Annotated in this window: 15 protein-coding genes; 3 read left to right on the plus strand and 12 right to left on the minus strand. The window is 69.4% G+C overall.

Going from position 1 to position 16,385, the window contains the following annotated elements; all coding sequences use genetic code 11:
* Nucleotides 1–47 precede the first annotated feature (47 nt).
* On the plus strand, nt 48–1,283 hold the full coding sequence (locus R2J75_RS11910; protein WP_316410146.1) for an IS4 family transposase: 1,236 nt from the start codon (nt 48–50) through the stop codon (nt 1,281–1,283).
* A gap of 838 nt (nt 1,284–2,121) precedes the next feature.
* On the opposite strand, the gene R2J75_RS11915 is transcribed toward R2J75_RS11910, so the two are convergent.
* From R2J75_RS11915 to R2J75_RS11960, 10 genes are all read right to left on the minus strand, one after another.
* Complete coding sequence (locus R2J75_RS11915) at nt 2,122–2,973, minus strand: patatin-like phospholipase family protein (RefSeq protein ID WP_243333188.1); 852 nt, start codon at nt 2,971–2,973, stop codon at nt 2,122–2,124.
* Entirely contained in the window at nt 2,970–3,398 is a 429-nt protein-coding gene (locus R2J75_RS11920; RefSeq protein ID WP_243333186.1) for an STAS domain-containing protein, read from the minus strand. Before R2J75_RS11920 ends, R2J75_RS11915 begins: the two co-directional genes overlap by 4 nt.
* Nucleotides 3,399–3,445: 47 nt before the next feature.
* Nucleotides 3,446–3,892 (minus strand): RrF2 family transcriptional regulator, encoded by a 447-nt coding sequence (locus R2J75_RS11925; RefSeq protein ID WP_316410249.1) that lies wholly within the window; start codon nt 3,890–3,892, stop codon nt 3,446–3,448.
* Between the two features lie 3 nt (nt 3,893–3,895).
* The gene (locus R2J75_RS11930) at nt 3,896–4,438 is read right to left on the minus strand and encodes a molecular chaperone TorD family protein (RefSeq protein ID WP_316410250.1); all 543 of its coding nucleotides are present in this window, start codon (nt 4,436–4,438) and stop codon (nt 3,896–3,898) included.
* Nucleotides 4,438–5,406: an NrfD/PsrC family molybdoenzyme membrane anchor subunit gene (nrfD, locus tag R2J75_RS11935; protein WP_243333180.1), complete on the minus strand. Its 969-nt coding sequence runs from the start codon at nt 5,404–5,406 to the stop codon at nt 4,438–4,440. Before nrfD ends, R2J75_RS11930 begins: the two co-directional genes overlap by 1 nt.
* Before the next feature lie 9 nt (nt 5,407–5,415).
* Nucleotides 5,416–5,970: a 4Fe-4S dicluster domain-containing protein gene (locus R2J75_RS11940; RefSeq protein WP_243333178.1), complete on the minus strand. Its 555-nt coding sequence runs from the start codon at nt 5,968–5,970 to the stop codon at nt 5,416–5,418.
* A 2-nt stretch (nt 5,971–5,972) separates the two neighbouring features.
* Nucleotides 5,973–8,141 carry a molybdopterin-dependent oxidoreductase gene (locus tag R2J75_RS11945; RefSeq protein ID WP_316410251.1) on the minus strand — a complete coding sequence of 723 codons (2,169 nt, stop codon included), beginning with the start codon at nt 8,139–8,141 and terminating at the stop codon, nt 5,973–5,975.
* A gap of 66 nt (nt 8,142–8,207) precedes the next feature.
* Nucleotides 8,208–9,890, minus strand: coding sequence for a DUF3373 family protein (locus R2J75_RS11950; protein WP_243333174.1), 1,683 nt, complete (start codon nt 9,888–9,890; stop codon nt 8,208–8,210).
* 21 nt (nt 9,891–9,911) lie between these two features.
* Nucleotides 9,912–10,223: a c-type cytochrome gene (locus R2J75_RS11955; RefSeq protein ID WP_243333171.1), complete on the minus strand. Its 312-nt coding sequence runs from the start codon at nt 10,221–10,223 to the stop codon at nt 9,912–9,914.
* A gap of 246 nt (nt 10,224–10,469) precedes the next feature.
* Nucleotides 10,470–11,018 (minus strand): LOG family protein, encoded by a 549-nt coding sequence (locus R2J75_RS11960; protein ID WP_243333168.1) that lies wholly within the window; start codon nt 11,016–11,018, stop codon nt 10,470–10,472.
* A gap of 79 nt (nt 11,019–11,097) precedes the next feature.
* Between R2J75_RS11960 and R2J75_RS11965 the strand changes: the two genes are divergently transcribed.
* Both R2J75_RS11965 and R2J75_RS11970 read left to right on the plus strand, forming a co-directional pair.
* Nucleotides 11,098–11,733 carry an MBL fold metallo-hydrolase gene (locus tag R2J75_RS11965; protein WP_243333167.1) on the plus strand — a complete coding sequence of 212 codons (636 nt, stop codon included), beginning with the start codon at nt 11,098–11,100 and terminating at the stop codon, nt 11,731–11,733.
* Nucleotides 11,734–11,736: 3 nt separating this feature from the next.
* Nucleotides 11,737–12,579 (plus strand): MBL fold metallo-hydrolase, encoded by an 843-nt coding sequence (locus tag R2J75_RS11970; protein ID WP_316410252.1) that lies wholly within the window; start codon nt 11,737–11,739, stop codon nt 12,577–12,579.
* On the opposite strand, the gene R2J75_RS11975 is transcribed toward R2J75_RS11970, so the two are convergent.
* Complete coding sequence (locus tag R2J75_RS11975) at nt 12,580–14,019, minus strand: type IV pilus twitching motility protein PilT (protein ID WP_243333165.1); 1,440 nt, start codon at nt 14,017–14,019, stop codon at nt 12,580–12,582.
* 72 nt (nt 14,020–14,091) lie between these two features.
* Nucleotides 14,092–16,341: a DNA topoisomerase 3 gene (locus R2J75_RS11980; RefSeq protein WP_316410253.1), complete on the minus strand. Its 2,250-nt coding sequence runs from the start codon at nt 16,339–16,341 to the stop codon at nt 14,092–14,094.
* Nucleotides 16,342–16,385: the final 44 nt, after the last annotated feature.

Below are 16,385 nucleotides of genomic sequence, written 5' to 3' on the forward strand. Positions count from 1 at the left end.
CCTTGCCAAGACGCCTCGGTAGCCTATAGTTGCAAGAAGAGGCGACCATGGCGAGGACTGCGGCGACGCTCCCGGCAGGGAGTCGGATCACCGATTACATGAGCTTGGGGGTAGTGGCAAAGACCTTCCCCCGAACCCACGTTGACGATGTTTTAAAACGCACAGGCAGGACCAGTGCGCGGCAACGGGACCTCCCCGCCCATGTCGTCGTCTACTACGTGATCGCTCTCGCGTTATTCATGCAGGCTTCCTACGGTGAGGTGCTGAGGTGCCTGCTGGAAGGCGTCCAATGGTTGATGGACAAGGCTGTCGAGCCGAAGGTCTCCCACAAATCCAGCATTTCCCAGGCCCGAATTCGGCTTGGTTGGGAACCGATGAAGGTGCTTCACGACGAGATCGTCAAGCCTATCGCGACGCCTCAGACACGGGGTGCCTGGTTTCGAAACTGGCGGCTGGTGAGCATTGACGGAAGCACCCTTGATGTTCCAGATGAGGCTGAGAACGAGGCAGCCTTCGGATCCATAGAGTCATCACGAGGCAAAGTCGCATTCCCGAAGGTCCGGTTTGTTTGCCTCTGCGAGCTTGGGACCCATGTGATGTTCGGGAGCTGCGTAGATTCCTATGAGGTCGGAGAGGTTGCCTTGGCGGAGGACGTGTTACCCCTGCTCGAACCAGGGATGCTCTGCCTGGCCGATCGCGGATTCAATTGCTTCAAGCTATGGAAGTTGGCCCAAGGAACCGGGGCTGATCTCCTTTGGCGCCTGCGTAAGGACATGAACCTGCCCAGGGAGAAGCAACTGCAGGATGGAAGCTACCTGAGCACCTTCTACGAGTATTGGTATGACCGGAAGAAGTCCACGAATGGAATTCGGGTCCGCGTTGTGGAATACACCCTGGAGGGGATGGAGGGAGCGGAACCGATCTACCGCCTGGCGACTACCATCCTCGATCCAGAGAAAGCCCCAGCCAGGGAATTGGCTGCCCTCTATCACGAGCGATGGGAGATCGAGAGTGCGTTCGATGAATTGAAGACCCATCTCCGGGGTCGCCAGGTAACCCTTCGAAGCAAGACGCCTGACCTGGTCAGACAGGAGTTCTACGGGATGATGATGGCCCACTTTTCCATCCGCGGCCTGATGCATGAAGCGGCCCTGAAGGGGGATGTCGATCCCGATCGCTTATCGTTCCTGCACGCAGTTCGGGTGATTCGCCGCAAGCTGACGCGTTTCGCGTCTCTCCCCCCCTCGGGAGAGGCCAGCATTCCATCAGAGCGTCCTGTCTGAGCTGCTGAGCGAACCTGCAGGCTGTAGCCGCGACCGGATGAATCCCAGGGCCATCAAGAGGAAAATGAGCAACTGGCCGACCCGACTAAGAAGTCGAGCCGGGACGAGGCGAGTCGAATTCGAAATCGAGGTCCTGGAGACACCTCAGCCCCGGCACCGGAACCCCAAAGGGCATCGCCGGCGGCCTCGATGATTCATTGTACCGACAGTATTGACCCTAGGGCAGGTGGATCGAATCACCGGAACGATCGTGTCCCTTCCTTCGTGACGGCAAGGGTAAGTAAAGACCCCGTACGCCGAGTGCACCGAGACCCCGAGCCACGCGGAGTCAGCTTCGCGGTGTGGAAAATCAGGAAGGCCAACGGGCTCACGCCTCATTCCAGGCCTGGGACCGGACTCGGCCCGGGCTGCCCCTGAACCAGGGCCGCTGCGGAACGATGACCCAGGACTCCAAGCGGCATGGCACCCCCCCCCGGAGTGGCTGACGTTCCTCAAGCCGATCTGGCGGCTGAGCCCAGGCCCGTCCAAGGCTGGGGGCGCAGGGCACCCACAGGCTTGCATGCGGAAGGCCCGGAGCCCCCAGCCGAGCGATGCGCAGCATCGCGGCCCGCGCCAGCGGGCCAGGGCCTGGGCGGAGTGGGGCGGCGCGGTGGATCGCGAAGCTGGCTCAGCGTGACTCAGAGTCTCGGCGCACTCGGCGTACGGGATCTTGACTTACCCTTGCCGTTACGGAGGAACGGGACACGATCGTTCCGGTGACTCGATCGTTCCGGTGACTCGATCGTTCCGGTGACACGATCGTTCCGGTGACTCGATCCACCTGCGCGAGGGAGCCCGGCTAGCCCGCGGCGGCCAGGAGGCGGCGCAGGTAGGGCACCTGGGCCTCGGCGGCGCGGCGGCCCTCCTCGATGACGTAGGGGATCTTCGCGGTGTCGAAGAGGTGGACCCGCTTCTCGAACTCCGGCGCCACGAGGATGATCTCGGCGTGGTGGCTGAGGCTGTGCATGGCGAAGCGGGAGCGGAGCAGGTTGTTGGTCATGATGCTGCTCAGCTGGAAGGAGAAGCGCCCGAGGGCGTCGAACCGGCGCTGGTAGGGACTCTCGAAGCCCATGGCGACGATGACCCCGGCGCCCTCCCGGATGGCCACGTTCACCGGCAGGGGATCCGACATGAAGCCGTCGATGAGCATCCGCTCCCCGACGCGGTGGGGCTTGAAGATGTAGGGCAGCGAGATGCTGGCGCGGATGGCGTCCACCACGCTCCCCGAATCCAGCACCGCCTGCTCCCCGTTGGCCAGGTCCGTGGCGGTGATGTAGAGGGGGATGCCCGCGTCCTCGATGCGCATGTCCCCGAAGGCCTCCCGCAGCCGCTGGAGGATCAGGGCGTCCTTGCGCAGGCCGAAGGCCTGGCCCCGCCCGAAGAGGCCCCCGAACAGGGCGCGCAGGAGGGCGTAGGGATCGCGCTGGCTGGTGACCTCCCGGGTCCACAGCCGGGCCGTCATGGCGGCGGACTCGTCGGCCCCCCGCCCTGCGGCGATCAGCGACGCGTAAATGGCCCCGGCCGAACAACCGACCACCATGTCCACCCCGATGCCCTCCCGGGCCAGCACTTCCTGCAGGCCAAGGGAGGCGGCGCACTTCACGCTGCCCGCCCCGATGACGAGGGCCACCTTCCGGCGCCCGGCCGTCACTGGGCGGTCCCGTAGCTGGCCGCGGCGCCGGCGGCGTCCGGAAAGAGCTTCATGAAGGAGGTGAACCCGCTCATCTCCAGCACCCGCCTCACCCGGGGCTGGACCCCCGCGAGGCGCACATCGCCCCCGTGGCGGCGGGCCTCCTTCACCAGGAGGAGCATGGCGCCCAGGCCGGCGCTGCTGGTGTAGGCCACGCCCGTGAGGTCCAGGACGAGGTTCACCTGGCCCTCCCGGATCCGGGCCTCCAGGGCCGTCTCCAGGGCCTCCGCGGTCAGGGCGTCCAGACTGCCCGCCACCACGGCCACGGTGACGGCACCCCCCTCCTGGATCGCCACCTCCAGGGCCGCGTCCGCGGCGGGGCCTGGCTGCCCGAAGGGGGCGCGGCCGAGGGCGCCCTGCACGTACGGCGATTCAGAATCTTTCATGGCCCACCCTGAAAGGTGGGCTCATTCTTGATTGAATCTCAATCTTGTCAAGCGCCCATTTGCACGGCCGCCTCCTGCAGGGGAGCGGCTGCCAGGATCGGGCCCAGGTCGGCCACGGTCAGGCGCTCAAGCTCGGCCACCAGCTTGTCCCGCAGGTCGCGGCAGCAGGCTTCGGCCGGACAACCTGCGCGGCCGGTGCACGTCCCGACGCCCAGGAGACAGGCGTGGCGCCACCCCGTTCCGTCCAGGGCGTCCACGATGGCCGCCAGGGGCAGCCCGGTGGGGGCCACCCGCAGCCGGAAGCCGCCGTTCCGGCCCCGGAGGGAATCGACGACGCCGGCCTTCTGCAGGGCCTGGAGCACCTTGGCCAGGAAGGGGCCCGGCGCGGCGGTCCGTTCAGAGAGGATCTCCACCCGCACCCAGCCCTCCCCCGGACCGCGGAGGTGCCCAAGGGTGCGGAACGCGTAGAAAACGGAAAGCGAGAAGATGGGCATGGGTCAGCCGAGGAGACGCCGGACCAGGCCGAGGGTCCCGGAAAGGGCCCGCCCGCCCGCGGCGAAGAAGGGGGGGGTGCCGGGGAGCGCCAGGCCCTCGACCACATGAGTGACCAGGGGTTCGAGGTGATCGTCCAGCAGGAGGCGCGCCAGCCGCTCCTGGGCAGGATCCTGGGCGCCCCGGAGGAGCGCGGCCAGGAGGCCCAGGAGGGCGCTCAGGTGATCCGGGGCGAGCCCCCCCCGGGGGAGGAGGCCGGCGGCGCGGTAGGGCACGTCCAGGGCCGCCAGGAGTTCCTCGTCCCGCAGGCGCCCCGCCCGCAAGGCCGATAGTTCCAGGCGAAGGGGGGCCCGGTCGCGGGCCGCGAGGAACAGGCCCGCATAGGCCACCGCCAGGCCGGGTCCGGGCTCCATGGCGCCCAGGTCCGCCCGCAGGTCGCCGGGCACCCAGGGGAGGTCCAGGAAGGGGCCGGGGTCCCAGCCGGGGGCCCCCGGTTCGAGGAAGACCCCGGCCAGGGCCTCCAGGAGGTCCGGCAGCGTGGCGGCCATCACTTGAACCCGCTGGCCTGGCCCGCGAACACGAAGACGTAGCGGAGCACGTAGCCGCCGAAGATGACCAGGCCGGCCGCGGCCAGGGCCAGGTTGCGGGTGATGTGGAGGGTGCCCCGGCCCAGCAGCACCGGGCGGAACTCCCACAACTCAATGGCCAGGGGGGCCAGCAGCCCCGGCACCAGGAAGAGGCCCCAGAAGGCGAAGGTGTAGCGGCCGCCGAGGATGAGGTCCAGGGCCTCCCGCACCGCCAGGGAGGAGAGCTGGCCGTGGATGAGGTACGGCAGGACGATGAAGCACTCCAGGGCGATCAGGCAGATGTCCAGGGTGTAGAGAAAGCGGAACTCGGCCAGGTCCTTGTCCCCCTTCTCCAGCATGCGCGCCAGGATGAGCGCGGCCGTGCCCGTGGAGAGGGCGCTGAAGAGGAAGAGCTGGGCCACCAGGTTCGTGTTCCAGAAGGGCCGGGCCTGGACGGCGCCCAGGAGGACGCCCGTGTAGATGCCCACCCCCACGGCCAGGGGGAAGCCGAGCATGGCTAGGTTCCGCCTCCAGGCCGTCAGGCTCGGATGCAGGGCCAGGAGCCGCTGCCGGCCAGGGAAAGTTGCGGGGAGCTTGGCGAAGAGGCGGGTCCGCTCCGCCTCGGACAGCCAGGCGTACGCGTTCAGGAGGGTGAGGCCCGTGAAGAGCATCAGGAGCCAGCTCCCGATGGACATGGGCGACTCCCACCGGAAGGTGGCGAAGAGCTTCCAGAAGCGCCACCACTTCCCCAGGTCGAAGATCAGGAGGAAGCTGCCCAGGGCCACCGGCCAGGGCGCCAGCAGGGCGCCGGTGCGGGCGATGCGGGGGTACGAGGCCTGGCCATCCGTCTGGAGCCAGGTGCACAGGGCGGACACGAAGAAGATCCCGGCGGAGAGGCCGCCCAGGAAAAGGTAGTTGACGATGAGGAATTCCCAGACCGGTTCGTGCATGGGGCGCTCCTACAGGAGGTAGTAAAGCTGCGGGCCGTTGCCCGTCTGGGGTTTCAGGACGCGGTAGCGCCGCCCTTCCAGGAGGGCGTGGACGGGGCTCTTCGGATCGGCCGCGTCCCCGAAGGTGCGCACCCGGCTGGGGCAGGTCTCCACGCAGGCGGGGACCTCCCCCCGGTCGACCCGGTGGGCGCAGAAGGTGCATTTGTCGACGACCTTCGTCTCCTCGTTGAAGAAGCGGGCCCCATAGGGGCAGGCCACCATGCAGTACTTGCAGCCGATGCAGTCGGCCTCGCGCACCATCACGATGCCGTCCTCCCGCTGCCAGCTGGCGCCCGTGGGGCAGACCCGCACGCAGCTCGGGTTCTCACAGTGGTGGCACTGCTCGGGGTCGAAGGAGGCCCGGAGGCGGGGGAAGGCCCCCTCGCGCTCGGCGTTGATCCAGTTGCGGAACCGGCCCAGGGGGACCCGGTTCTCGGCCTTGCAGGCCACGACGCAGGCCTTGCAGTCGATGCATTTCCTGGAGTCCAGGACCATGATGTAGCGTCGGGTGGGGTTCTTGGGCATGTTCACACCTTCACGACCTTGACGAACGTCTCGTGCATGGCGGCGTTCCCGCTCACCTTGTCCCAGGCGGTCTCGAGCAGCACCGCGTCGGCGGCGCCCACGTTGTGGACCGAGCGGAGCCAGGGGGACTTCTTCCCGAAGCCGTGCAGCATGAACACGCAGTCGGGGCGGATCTCCTCGGTGGCGCGGGCCTTGAGGCGGACCGTTCCGGCCGTGCTGCTCACCTCGACCAGGTCCCCGGTGCGGATGCCGAGCCGGGCGGCCTCGCCCGCGTTGAGCCAGAGATCGTTCTCGGGGTTGTGCTCGTGGAGCCAGGGGAGGTTGGCCAGGGCCGCGTGGGTCATGGTGGCCTTCCGGCCCAGGATCATGCGGTAGCGCCCCGCGGGGGGCTGGGCCGGCGCCGCGTAGGCCGGCAGCGGGTCGTGGCCGGCCTCCTGGAGACGTTCGGAGAAGAGCTCGATCTTCCCGCTCTTGGTGACGAACCGGTAGACCGCGTTGCGCGTGGTCCCGTACTTGGGCTCGCTGAAGGCGACGACGCCGTGCTTCTTCATGTACTCCAGGCCGTTCTCCACCGGAAGCTCCTTGGCCTCGGCCTCGATCCACTGGTCGATGGTGTAGTCGAAGTAGTCCGAGAGGCCCAGCCGCTTCGCCAGCCCCTGGGCGATCTCCAGGCATGGCCTGGTGTCGTGGATGGGCTTGACCACCTGCTGGCGGAGCACCGCCGCGGGCCAGATGCCGGGCATCACCTCGATCGGGTCCGTGCGCTCCAGGTAGTGGCTCTCGGGAAAGACCACGTCGGCGTACCAGGCCGTGTCGCTCATGGCGATGTCCACGACCCCGATGAAGTCCATCCCCTCCATCATCCGCAGGGTCTTGCCCTGGTCCGGCACGGCGTTGAGGGGGTCCTGCTTGTAGATCATCCAGGCCTTCACCGGGTAGGGCTTGCCCTTCAGCACGTTCTCGCGCAGGGGCAGGTAGGCGCCGTCCTTGGCGCTGGCCAGGGGAAAGGCCTTCTCGATCTCGTCCACCCGGGACGCCTTGGGGTCGTCCCAGGGCAGGAAGAGGAACTCGCCCTTGGCCACCTTCCGGTTGGGCACCATCCCGCCCTCCCGGTCCCAGTTGCCGACGATGGCGTTCAGGATGGCCTGGGCGCGGCGCATCTGGAAGTCGTTCTGGTACCAGCTGGACCGCCGCCCGGCATAGAAGACGGCGCGGTGGCCGGCGTCGGCGAACTCACGCGCGATGCGGCGGATGTCCCGGGCCGGGATGCCGGTCTCGCCCTCGGCCCATTCCGGGGTGCAGCCCTTGACGTGCTCCGCGAGCTGCTCGAAACCCAGCGTCCACTGGTCGACGAAGACCTTGTCGTGGCGTTCCTCGGAGATGATCACCTGGATCATGGCCAGGATGAACGCCATGTCCGTCCCGGGGCGGATGGGATACCACTCGTCGGCCTTGGAGGCCGTCACGGTGAAGCGGGGATCGAGGTAGACGAACTTGGCCTTCCGCTCCATCACCCCGCCGATGAGGTCCATGGTGTCGGGCGTGATGATGCTCTCGAAACGGTTCGCGCCGGCCATGATCACATACTTGGCGTTGAGCAGGTCGAAGCTGGGCACGGTGCCGAACGTCACCGAGTAGGCGAGGTTCACCGAGGCGAGGCAGAGGCTCGGGTGGCGGAGGATGTTGGGGCTGCCGAAAGCCATGCCCAGGTTCTTGAAGAAGACTTCCTGGAACCCCTCGGTGCTGGACCACAGCGTCCCCTCGGGGCCGTACTTGTCCCGGGTCACCCGGAGCCTGGCCGCCGCGTAGTCGAAGGCCTCGTCCCAGGAGACGGGCCGCCACTTCCCTTCCCCGCGCGCGCCGGCCCGGATCAGGGGCTGCTTGAGCCGGTCGGGGTCGTACACCTGCTGGATGGCGGCGTTGCCCCGGGCGCAGAGCATGCCCCGGGACTTGGGGTTTTCCGGGTTGGGGTTGAGTTTCCGAACCCGGCCATCCTCCACCATGGCGAGGACGGAGCACTTGTTGGGACAGAGCTCGCAGGAGGTGGGGATGCCGAAGGGCGCGGGCGGCTCGGGCCCGCCCTTGGCCTTGGACAGGAACCGGGGACAGGCGACGCTCGTGGCGGCGAGGCCGCCGGCGCCCACCATCTGGAGGAAGAGGCGACGGTCCATGGGGACTCCGGGTCACGGCCGCCGCGCGCGCCGCCCGGGGGACAGCGCGCGCGGCGGCGGGGCCGATCAGAACTTCACTTCCAGGCTGACGTACGTGTTCTTGATGCCCGAGGGCGACGCGTACTGCAGCATGGGGTTGTTGTTGAGGTCGTAGGCGGCGTCCCAGCTCCCGGCCATGGGCGCGGGGGCGATGTGCCAGCCGCTGAAGGCGTGGGAGTACTTGTAGTCCAGATAGCCCACGCGCAGGGCCACGTTCCGGGCGAATTCCCAGTGGACGTAGGCCTCGAGCACGTCGCCGCGGGTGGACAGCTTCTCCATGGCCTCGCCGGTGGCGGGGCTGTAGGTGAACCACTTGGGCGAGCCGTGGTTGAACTCCAGGCCCAGGCCCAGGTTCGACAGGACGTCCCAGCGGGCGCCCACCCAGTAGGCGTTCGCGGTCTGGCTGTGGTCCTTGTCGCCCAGGAGGCCGCCGAAGCCCGTGAGCTGGACGCCGGGGCCGCCGTAGCCGGCCGGCATGTCCCAGTAGGCGCCGTACTGGCTGGTCTTGCCGTTGGGATGGCTCTTGATGTAGCCGAAGCTGGCGAAGTAGGTGAAGGCGTCGCCGATGCGGTGCTTCCAGGTGGCCGTCCACTGGTCCATGTCGCCCAGGTTGTTGGTGGCCGTGACGTACTGGATGCTGGGCATGCCGCCCATGCCTGGCTGGGCGGGCACGGGGAAGTTCGACAGGCTCCCGAAGGGGATGTCGGTCATGTTCCCGAAGCGGTTGTAGCCCACGTACAGGTTGGCCGCGTGGACCGTCCCGAAGCCCTCGAAGAGGAAGGGGACGTCCAGCATGGCGCCCAGGACGGTGCTGTCCTTGAGGGAGCCGATGGGGTTCACCTGCATGGTCGCGGCGGCCGGATTGGCCTGGGTGGCATTGGTGAAGTTGAAGCCCACCACCGCGGCGCTGGACTTGACCAGGCCGCCCCCGCCGAAGCCGCTCTCGTAGCCCACCCCGTAGCAGAAGCCGAGGAGGGAATGCTCGGGGAAGCCCAGGGGCTCCAGGTGGAACTTCCAGCCGATCCCGTCGACCATGGCGTTGACCGCCAGGGCCTGGGGCGTCGCCTGCCGCTCGCCGCCCTCGCGGACCTCGTAGGGCGGCCCGTCGGAGGTGTTCTGGCGCCCGATGGAGAGGACGCCGAGGGCGGGCCAGTCGTAGACGAAGCTGGCGCGCTCCACGTGCAGGGCGTCGGTGGCCGGCACCTTGCCGCTGTTGAAGGAGTTCTGGACCGTGTTCGGCGAGCCGTTGAAGATCGGGGTGTCGGCCCCGCCGTGGACCTTGTACATGGTCAGGCGGCCCATGATCTTGGCGTGTTCGCTGATGTTCATGGTCATGCGCAGGCGGAGCCGGGTGCTCCACTGGACCGAATTGCTCCAGTCCTGGTCGGGCATCTGCTGGGCCAGGGGCATGAAGGGATAGGGGTTGCTGGGGCTCATGGACGGGTTCTGCACGAACCCCATGAACTGCTTGTACGGCTTGAAGTGCCACTGGGCGGAATCGAAGCGGGTCCGGAGGTCGCCGCCCCAGGCGATGTTGTCCTGGGCCACCTTGGTCTCGACCTTGGTGAGGGTCTTCTCCTGGTCCTTGGCCTTCTCTTCGAGGACGGCCACCTGCTTCTTGAGGTCCTCCAGCTGCTTCTTCAGATCCTCCTGGGCGGAGAGCGCCGGGGCGAGGACGGCGAGGGCGAGGGCGATGCGGGTCATGGTCATGGTCGTGGCTCCTCGTTGGGCTCAGCCGCCGCAGGTCTCGGGCTGGGGGGAATCGGAGGCGTGGTTGATCAGGAAGGTCTTGATGTCCAGGAGCTGCTCCGGCGTGGCGAGCTTCGGCGCCATGGCCTCGCCCTTGTGCTTGCCGGCGTCGAAGAACTTGCGCCACTGGGCCTGGGTCCTGGAGAGGGGCGTCAGGGCCGCCGCGCCCTTCTCGTGGCAGGTCTTGCACTGCTTCTTGAAGTAGAACTTGCCCTTGGTGTCGCTGCCCTTGGGCTCGGCGGACAGGGGCAGGGCGAGCAGGGCCGCCGCTGTGAGGATGGAAAGGACTTTCATGGCTCCTTCCTTTCGGGGGTGCGCGCTTGCGCGCGGAGGGGGGTGGAGGGGGACCCGGCCCCGGAAAAGGGCCGGCCAGGCAAGGCGAAGCGCCCGGTCCCTGCGCCCGGAGGCGGGACCGGTATTCGTGAAATCTGGATCGAATTAAGCCGGGGTGACCGGATGCTGCGTCGATCTTCCGGAATAGAAGATGGCGCAGTCCACTTATCGAAGCAAGCGTATTTTTTTATTAAATTGTATAACTAGTTAGTTGATTGCTTGGCCCATGAGCTCCGTGAGGACGCCGTCCACGTCCTCGCCGTGCACGAGCCGCGGCCCGTCGGCGCCGATGAACCCGGCCTCCGAGGCGCGGTCCAGGAAGGCCAGGAGCCCGCCCCAGAAGCCGCCGCGGTCCAGGAGACCCACGGGCTTGGTGTGGATGCCCAGCTGCCGCCACGTGGTCACCTCGAAGAGTTCGTCCAGCGTCCCGTACCCCCCCGGCATGGCCAGGAAGGCGTCGGAGAGGTTCACCATGCGGGCCTTCCGGGCGTGCATGTCCTCGGTGACGATGAGCTCCGTGAGGCCGCGGTGGGCCCGCTCCCGGGCCACGAGGGCCCGGGGGATGACGCCCGTCACCTGGCCCCCGCCCTCCAGGACCGCGTCGGCCAGGAGACCCATGAGGCCGCAGTTCCCGCCCCCGTAGACGAGGCGGATGCCCCGGCGGGCCATGGCCCGCCCCAGCTCCCGGGCCAGATCCGCGTGCCGCGGATCCCGGGCGTCGCTGCTGCCGGTGAAGACACAAAGACTGGCGCTCATCCTTCCAGGGTGCCGGGTCCGGACCGCGGGCGCAACGGACGGGGCCGGCCCTGGTAACGTGTACCGGTCAGGAGGACCTGTGTACAAGCTCGAGACCTTTGCTGTCGGCCCGCTCGGATGCAACTGCTCGCTCCTGTGGGATCCCGAGGCCGGGACCGGCGTCGTGGTGGACCCGGGCGGCGACGGCGCCCGGATCGCCGCCCGCGTCCAGGCCCTGGGCTTCCGGGTCCGCGCCCTCCTCCACACCCACGCCCACTTCGACCACGTCGGCGCCACCCGGGAGCTGCAGGACCTGTGGCAGTGCCCCGCCCTCCTCCACGAGGGGGACCGCTTCCTCCTGGACGCCCTGGACATGCAGACCGGACTCTTCGGCATGGACCCCATCCCCCGCCCCGAGACCGCGGGCCTGGCCCACGGGGACGTCCTGGAGGGGCTGAAGACCCTCCACACCCCGGGCCACACGCCGGGCTCCTGCTGCTTCCACGGGGCCTTCGAGCGCGGCGGGGTCGTCCTGGCCGGCGACACCCTCTTCCAGGGCGGCGTGGGGCGCACGGACCTGTGGGGCGGCAGCTGGGAGCACCTGGAGGAGAGCATCCACCGGGAGCTCTACGCCCTGCCCGACGCCACCCTCGTCATCCCCGGCCACGGCCCCTCCACCACCATCGGCGGCGAGGCGCGGGAGAACCCCTACGTGCGCCGGACCGGAAGGAGCTGAGCCATGCGGCTGGGAGACTGGGACGCCACGATCGTCAGCGCCGGCACCTTCCGCCTGGACGGCGGGAGCATGTTCGGCACGGTGCCGCGGGTGGTGTGGGAGCGCCTGTGCCCCGCCGACGCGGAGCACCGGATCCTCATGGACACCAACGTCCTCCTCCTCCGGGGCCGGGGCCGCACGATCCTGGTGGACACCGGGAACGGCGACAAGGAGCCCGAGGCCTTCCGGGAGCGGTTCGCCATGGGCCCCCGGGGCGCCCTGGAGGCCGGCCTTCGCGCGGCCGGGGTGACGCCCGGCGACGTGGACACCGTCCTCCTGACCCACCTCCATTTCGACCACGCCGGGGGCGTCACCCGCCTGGACGCGGACGGCCAGGCCGTGCCCACCTTCCCCCGCGCCCGCCACCTGCTCCAGGCCCGGGACCTGGCCAACGCCACCTCCGGCTTCATCCGGGAACGGGCCTCGTACCTGCCCTGGAACTGGGAGCCCCTGCAGGCCGCCGGCCTCCTGGACCTGGTGGACGGGCCCCACGAGGTCCTGCCGGGCCTCCGCCTCCGCCCGGTGCCCGGCCACACGCCCGGCCTTCAGGCGGTGGAGGTGGAGGGCGGCGGCCGCAGGCTCGTCTACCTCGCCGACCTCATCCCCACCAGCCACCACATCCAGCCGGCCTGGTGCATGGGCTACGACCTGGACGTGCCCACCTGCGTGGCGGAGCGCCAGCAGCTCCTCTCCGAGGTCGCGGGCACGGACACGATCCTCGTCTTCGAGCACGACCCGGAGGTCCGAGCCGGAACGGTGGCCGCGGACGCCAAGGGCCGCTACCGGGTGACCCCGGTCGACCTCTGATCAGACCTCGGTGACGGTCTGGCCCGCGCCCCGCGGGTCGAACTCGATCTCCGAGCGGTGGCAGGCCGAGATGAAGGCGCCCCGGTCGTGGCAGCGCAGGTAGGCCTCCATGGGCGCCACCTTGTTCTCCTCCACGAGGGCCACCAGGGCCTCCTCGTGGGTGACCTGCCCGTAGCGGCTCTGCCGCATGGCGTCCTGGAGCTGGCTGAGGCGGTCCGTGCGGATGAGGGCGGCGATGCCGGGGTTGTTGAAGAAGGTCTCGAAGGCCACCACCTGCCCGCCCCCGACCCGGGGCAGGAGCGTGTGCCCCACGATGGCGTTGAGGGACTCGGAGATCCGGGCCAGGACCCGCCGGCGCTGGTCGGGCGGGAAATAGCCGGCCAGCGAGGCCAGGGTCTCCTCCCGGGTCGCGGCGGCGTGGGTGGCGATCACCACCCGGCCGGTCTGGACGGCCTGGAGGCAGAGATCGAGGGTCTCGGCGTCCCGGATGGGCCCCGCGGCCAGGATGTCCGGGGCCTGCTTGATGGCGGACCGGATGGCCTGGTGGTGCCGGGCCAGGTCCCCGCCCACCTCCCGCTGCCGGATGATGCAGGTCCCGTCGGGGTACTCGAACTCGACGGCGTCCTGGATGGTCACGATGAAGGCCGGCCGCACCTGGTTGGCCAGGGCCAGGAGGCTGGCCAGGGTGGTGGACTTGCCGCTGCCCATGGGGCCGTTGAGGAGGATGAGCCCCTTGTTCAGGCCCGCCAGGCGCCGGACGGTGTCCGGGAGGCCGAGGCTGGCCGGGTCCGGCACCTCCCGCGGGATCACGCGCAGGGCCAGGCCGGGCCCCGCGTGGTCGTGGAAGAGGCTGACCCGCAGGCGGCACGGCAGCGCGGGGTCCACCCGGGCGAACTCCACGTCCTGGCCGGCGGAAAAGGCCTCCCAGGCCCGCGCCGGAGCCCAGGCCTGGGCGGCCTCCTGGATCCGGCGGGCGGTGGCCTTGCCGAAGTCCTCCACGGACTCGACGCCGCCGGCCACGCGCAGCAGGGGCGGCTCGTCCACGGTGAGGTACAGGTCCGAACCCCCCTCGGAGAGGAGGCGCATCACGAGGCCCTCGATGCCTTCCGACGGTTCCGCCCCCGCGGCGGGGGCCCCCCCGAAGCGGGCCACGGCGATCCGGGTCCCCAGCGTCGTCCGGCACACCAGGACCTGGTACCGGGCGCCGTCCAGGGCGTAGTCGAAGCTGACCTTGGAGCCCCGGGCGAACTCGGCGTGGTGCTCCCCGGGCAGGATCTCCTTGGCGAGGGCGTCGAGCACGGAACCCAGCAGCTCCTGGCTCGAGAGGGAGATCCGGTGGCCCCCCGCCACTTCCGCCACGGGGCACTCGCCTGGGTCCAGGCGCAGCACCGTCGCGCCCCGGAGCACCATCTGCTGGAGGAACTTGTCGATTTTTGCCATGCAGGCCGCCGATAGGTTTTGTCGATTCATCCTAGTGCGGCGCACCCCAAGTTTGAAGGGGAAATCCTCGCCTCAGACGGCGGGCTCGGTCCTGCCGCAGGGGGCGCAGCGCCGGAACCACTGGCCCCGGGCCGTGGACGGCACGAGCCGCATCGGCTGGCCGCAGGAGGGGCAGGTGCCGGCCTCGGGCATGTGCTCGGGCAGGTCCGCGTCCCAGGCGCCGCAGGCCACGCACACCTTGGCCCCGGCCCGGGTGGTCCGGAGCGGCCCGCGGCAGCGGCGGCAGGTCTCCAGGGGCGCGCCGTCCTCGCCGCAGGCGAAGCCCACCTTGCATTCGGGGTCGGCCGTGGCGCCGCAGCGGGCGTAGTGGGCGCCCTCCCAGGTGCGCAGGTGGAGGGAGGAGCCGCAGCGGGGACAGGTCCCCACGACGGGGCCCGTGGCCGGGCGGGGCCGCGCGGGGGCCGCGTCGCGGATCTGGGCGATCACCTCCGAGACGAAGGCCCGGATGCCTTCCATGAAGGCGTCCCGGGCCGCCTCGCCCCGGCGGATGCGCTCCATCTTGGCCTCCCACTCGCCGGTGAGCTGCGGGCTGGTGAGGACCTCCGCCTTCAGGCTGCGCACGAGCTCGATGCCCTTGGGGGTGGGCTGCAGGATGTTCCGCTTGCGCTCCACGTAGCCGCGCTTCAGGAGCGTCTCGATGATGTTGGCCCGGGTGGCCGGGGTGCCGAGGCCGCAGTCCTTCATGGCCCCCTTGAGCTCCTCGTCGTCCAGCTCCTTCCCCGCGCTCTGCATGGCCCCCAGCAGGTCGGCCTCGGACATGCGCTTGGGCGGGGTGGTCTTCCCGGCCTTGGGGAAGAGCTCCCGGGTCTCCACCGCCTCCCCCTTGGTGACGGCCGGCAGGAGGCCGGACTCCTCCTCCTCGGGCTCCTCCCCGTCCTCGGCCTTGGCCTCGCGGCGCGGCCGGGAATGGGGCGGGTCCACCTCGGACCAGCCCAGCTCCTTCACCACCGTGCCCGTGGTCTTGAAGGCCTCCTTCAGCACGTGGGTCACGATCGTCGTCTTCCCCTCGATGCGGTCGGGCCAGAAGGCCGCGAGGAAGCGCCGCGCGATCAGCTCGTAGATCTTCAGGCGGTCGCCGGAGAGGCTCCGCGCGGGGGTCTCGGTGGGCACGAGGGCCGAGTGGTCCTCGACCTCCTTGTCGTTGACGAAGCGCTTGTCCAGCTTCACGGGCCAGCGCTTGCGGAGCTGGTCCACGTACGGGCGCAGCTCCTCCAGCTGGCCCTGGGCCAGGGACCGGATCCAGCCGGGGGCCTTGGCGGCGTCCGCCTCGGTCAGGCACCGGCTGTTGGTGCGGGGGTAGCTGATGAGCTTGGCCTCGTACAGGTCCTGGGCCACCTCTAGGGTGTGCTCGGCGGTGAAGCCGAAGCGCTTGTTGGCCTCCTTCTGGAGGGCGGTGAGGTCGTACAGGAGCTCCGGCTTCTTCTTCTCGGTCCTGGCCGTGACGGAGGCCACCTTGCCGGGGTGCCCCTTGAGGGCCTCCGCCAGGTCGCGCGCGGCCGCCTCGGTGTCGAAGCGCTCCACGTCCTTGCCGTCCTCCTTGCGGAACCACTTGCCGCGGTAAGTGCCGGCCCCGGCCTGGAACACCGCCCAGAGGGTCCAGAAGTCCTTGGGCACGAAGTTCTGGATCTCCAGCTCCCGGTTCACGAGCAGGGCCAGGGTCGGCGTCTGGACCCGCCCCACGGAGAAGACCCCCTCCCCCCCGGACCGGCGCTGGGCCAGGGTCTGGGCGCGGGTGCAGTTGATGCCCACGAGCCAGTCGGCCTCCTGCCGGCAGCGGGCCGCGTCCCGGAGGCCCTCGTAGGCCGTGCCCGGCTTCATGCGGCCGTAGGCCTCCCGGATGGCGTCGTCGGTGAGGCTGCTGGTCCAGAAGCGGACCACGGGCTTGGAGGTCCCGCTGAGGCGGTAGACGAGGTCGAAGATCAGCTCGCCCTCGCGCCCGGCGTCCGTCGCGTTCACGATCTCGGTCACGTCCTCCCGGTTCATGAGGCGCTCGACGACCTGGTACTGGTCCTTCGTGGCCTCGATGGGGGCGTAGCGGAAGGCCTCGGGAAAGAAGGGCAGCCGGTCCATGCGCCACTGCTTGAGGGCCGGATCGTAGCCCTCCGGCGCCAGCGCCTCCACGAGGTGGCCCACGCACCAGGTCACGATCACGTCCCCCCCCTGGATGAAGCTCCGCCCCGAACCCTGGATCCCCAGCGCGGCCGCGATGGCGCGGCCCATGCTCGGTTTCTCGCTGACAATGAGGCGGATGGAGGCTCCCATGCCTCCATTCTACGGGAAGGTGTAGACTGTCGTTGAGGTTAGGT

The organism is Mesoterricola sediminis (genome assembly GCF_030295425.1).
Taxonomy (GTDB): domain Bacteria; phylum Acidobacteriota; class Holophagae; order Holophagales; family Holophagaceae; genus Mesoterricola; species Mesoterricola sediminis.

Excerpts from the sequence above, each read along its gene's own strand:
- R2J75_RS11910 (WP_316410146.1), top strand. The coding sequence starts at position 48 with ATGGCGAGGACTGCGGCGACGCTCCCGGCAGGGAGTCGGATCACCGAT.
- R2J75_RS11920 (WP_243333186.1), bottom strand. The coding sequence starts at position 3,398 with ATGAAAGATTCTGAATCGCCGTACGTGCAGGGCGCCCTCGGCCGCGCC.
- R2J75_RS11925 (WP_316410249.1), bottom strand. The coding sequence starts at position 3,892 with ATGCCCATCTTCTCGCTTTCCGTTTTCTACGCGTTCCGCACCCTTGGG.
- R2J75_RS11930 (WP_316410250.1), bottom strand. The coding sequence starts at position 4,438 with ATGGCCGCCACGCTGCCGGACCTCCTGGAGGCCCTGGCCGGGGTCTTC.
- nrfD (WP_243333180.1), bottom strand. The coding sequence starts at position 5,406 with ATGCACGAACCGGTCTGGGAATTCCTCATCGTCAACTACCTTTTCCTG.
- R2J75_RS11940 (WP_243333178.1), bottom strand. The coding sequence starts at position 5,970 with ATGCCCAAGAACCCCACCCGACGCTACATCATGGTCCTGGACTCCAGG.
- R2J75_RS11945 (WP_316410251.1), bottom strand. The coding sequence starts at position 8,141 with ATGGACCGTCGCCTCTTCCTCCAGATGGTGGGCGCCGGCGGCCTCGCC.
- R2J75_RS11950 (WP_243333174.1), bottom strand. The coding sequence starts at position 9,890 with ATGACCATGACCCGCATCGCCCTCGCCCTCGCCGTCCTCGCCCCGGCG.
- R2J75_RS11955 (WP_243333171.1), bottom strand. The coding sequence starts at position 10,223 with ATGAAAGTCCTTTCCATCCTCACAGCGGCGGCCCTGCTCGCCCTGCCC.
- R2J75_RS11960 (WP_243333168.1), bottom strand. The coding sequence starts at position 11,018 with ATGAGCGCCAGTCTTTGTGTCTTCACCGGCAGCAGCGACGCCCGGGAT.
- R2J75_RS11970 (WP_316410252.1), top strand. The coding sequence starts at position 11,737 with ATGCGGCTGGGAGACTGGGACGCCACGATCGTCAGCGCCGGCACCTTC.
- R2J75_RS11975 (WP_243333165.1), bottom strand. The coding sequence starts at position 14,019 with ATGGCAAAAATCGACAAGTTCCTCCAGCAGATGGTGCTCCGGGGCGCG.
- R2J75_RS11980 (WP_316410253.1), bottom strand. The coding sequence starts at position 16,341 with ATGGGAGCCTCCATCCGCCTCATTGTCAGCGAGAAACCGAGCATGGGC.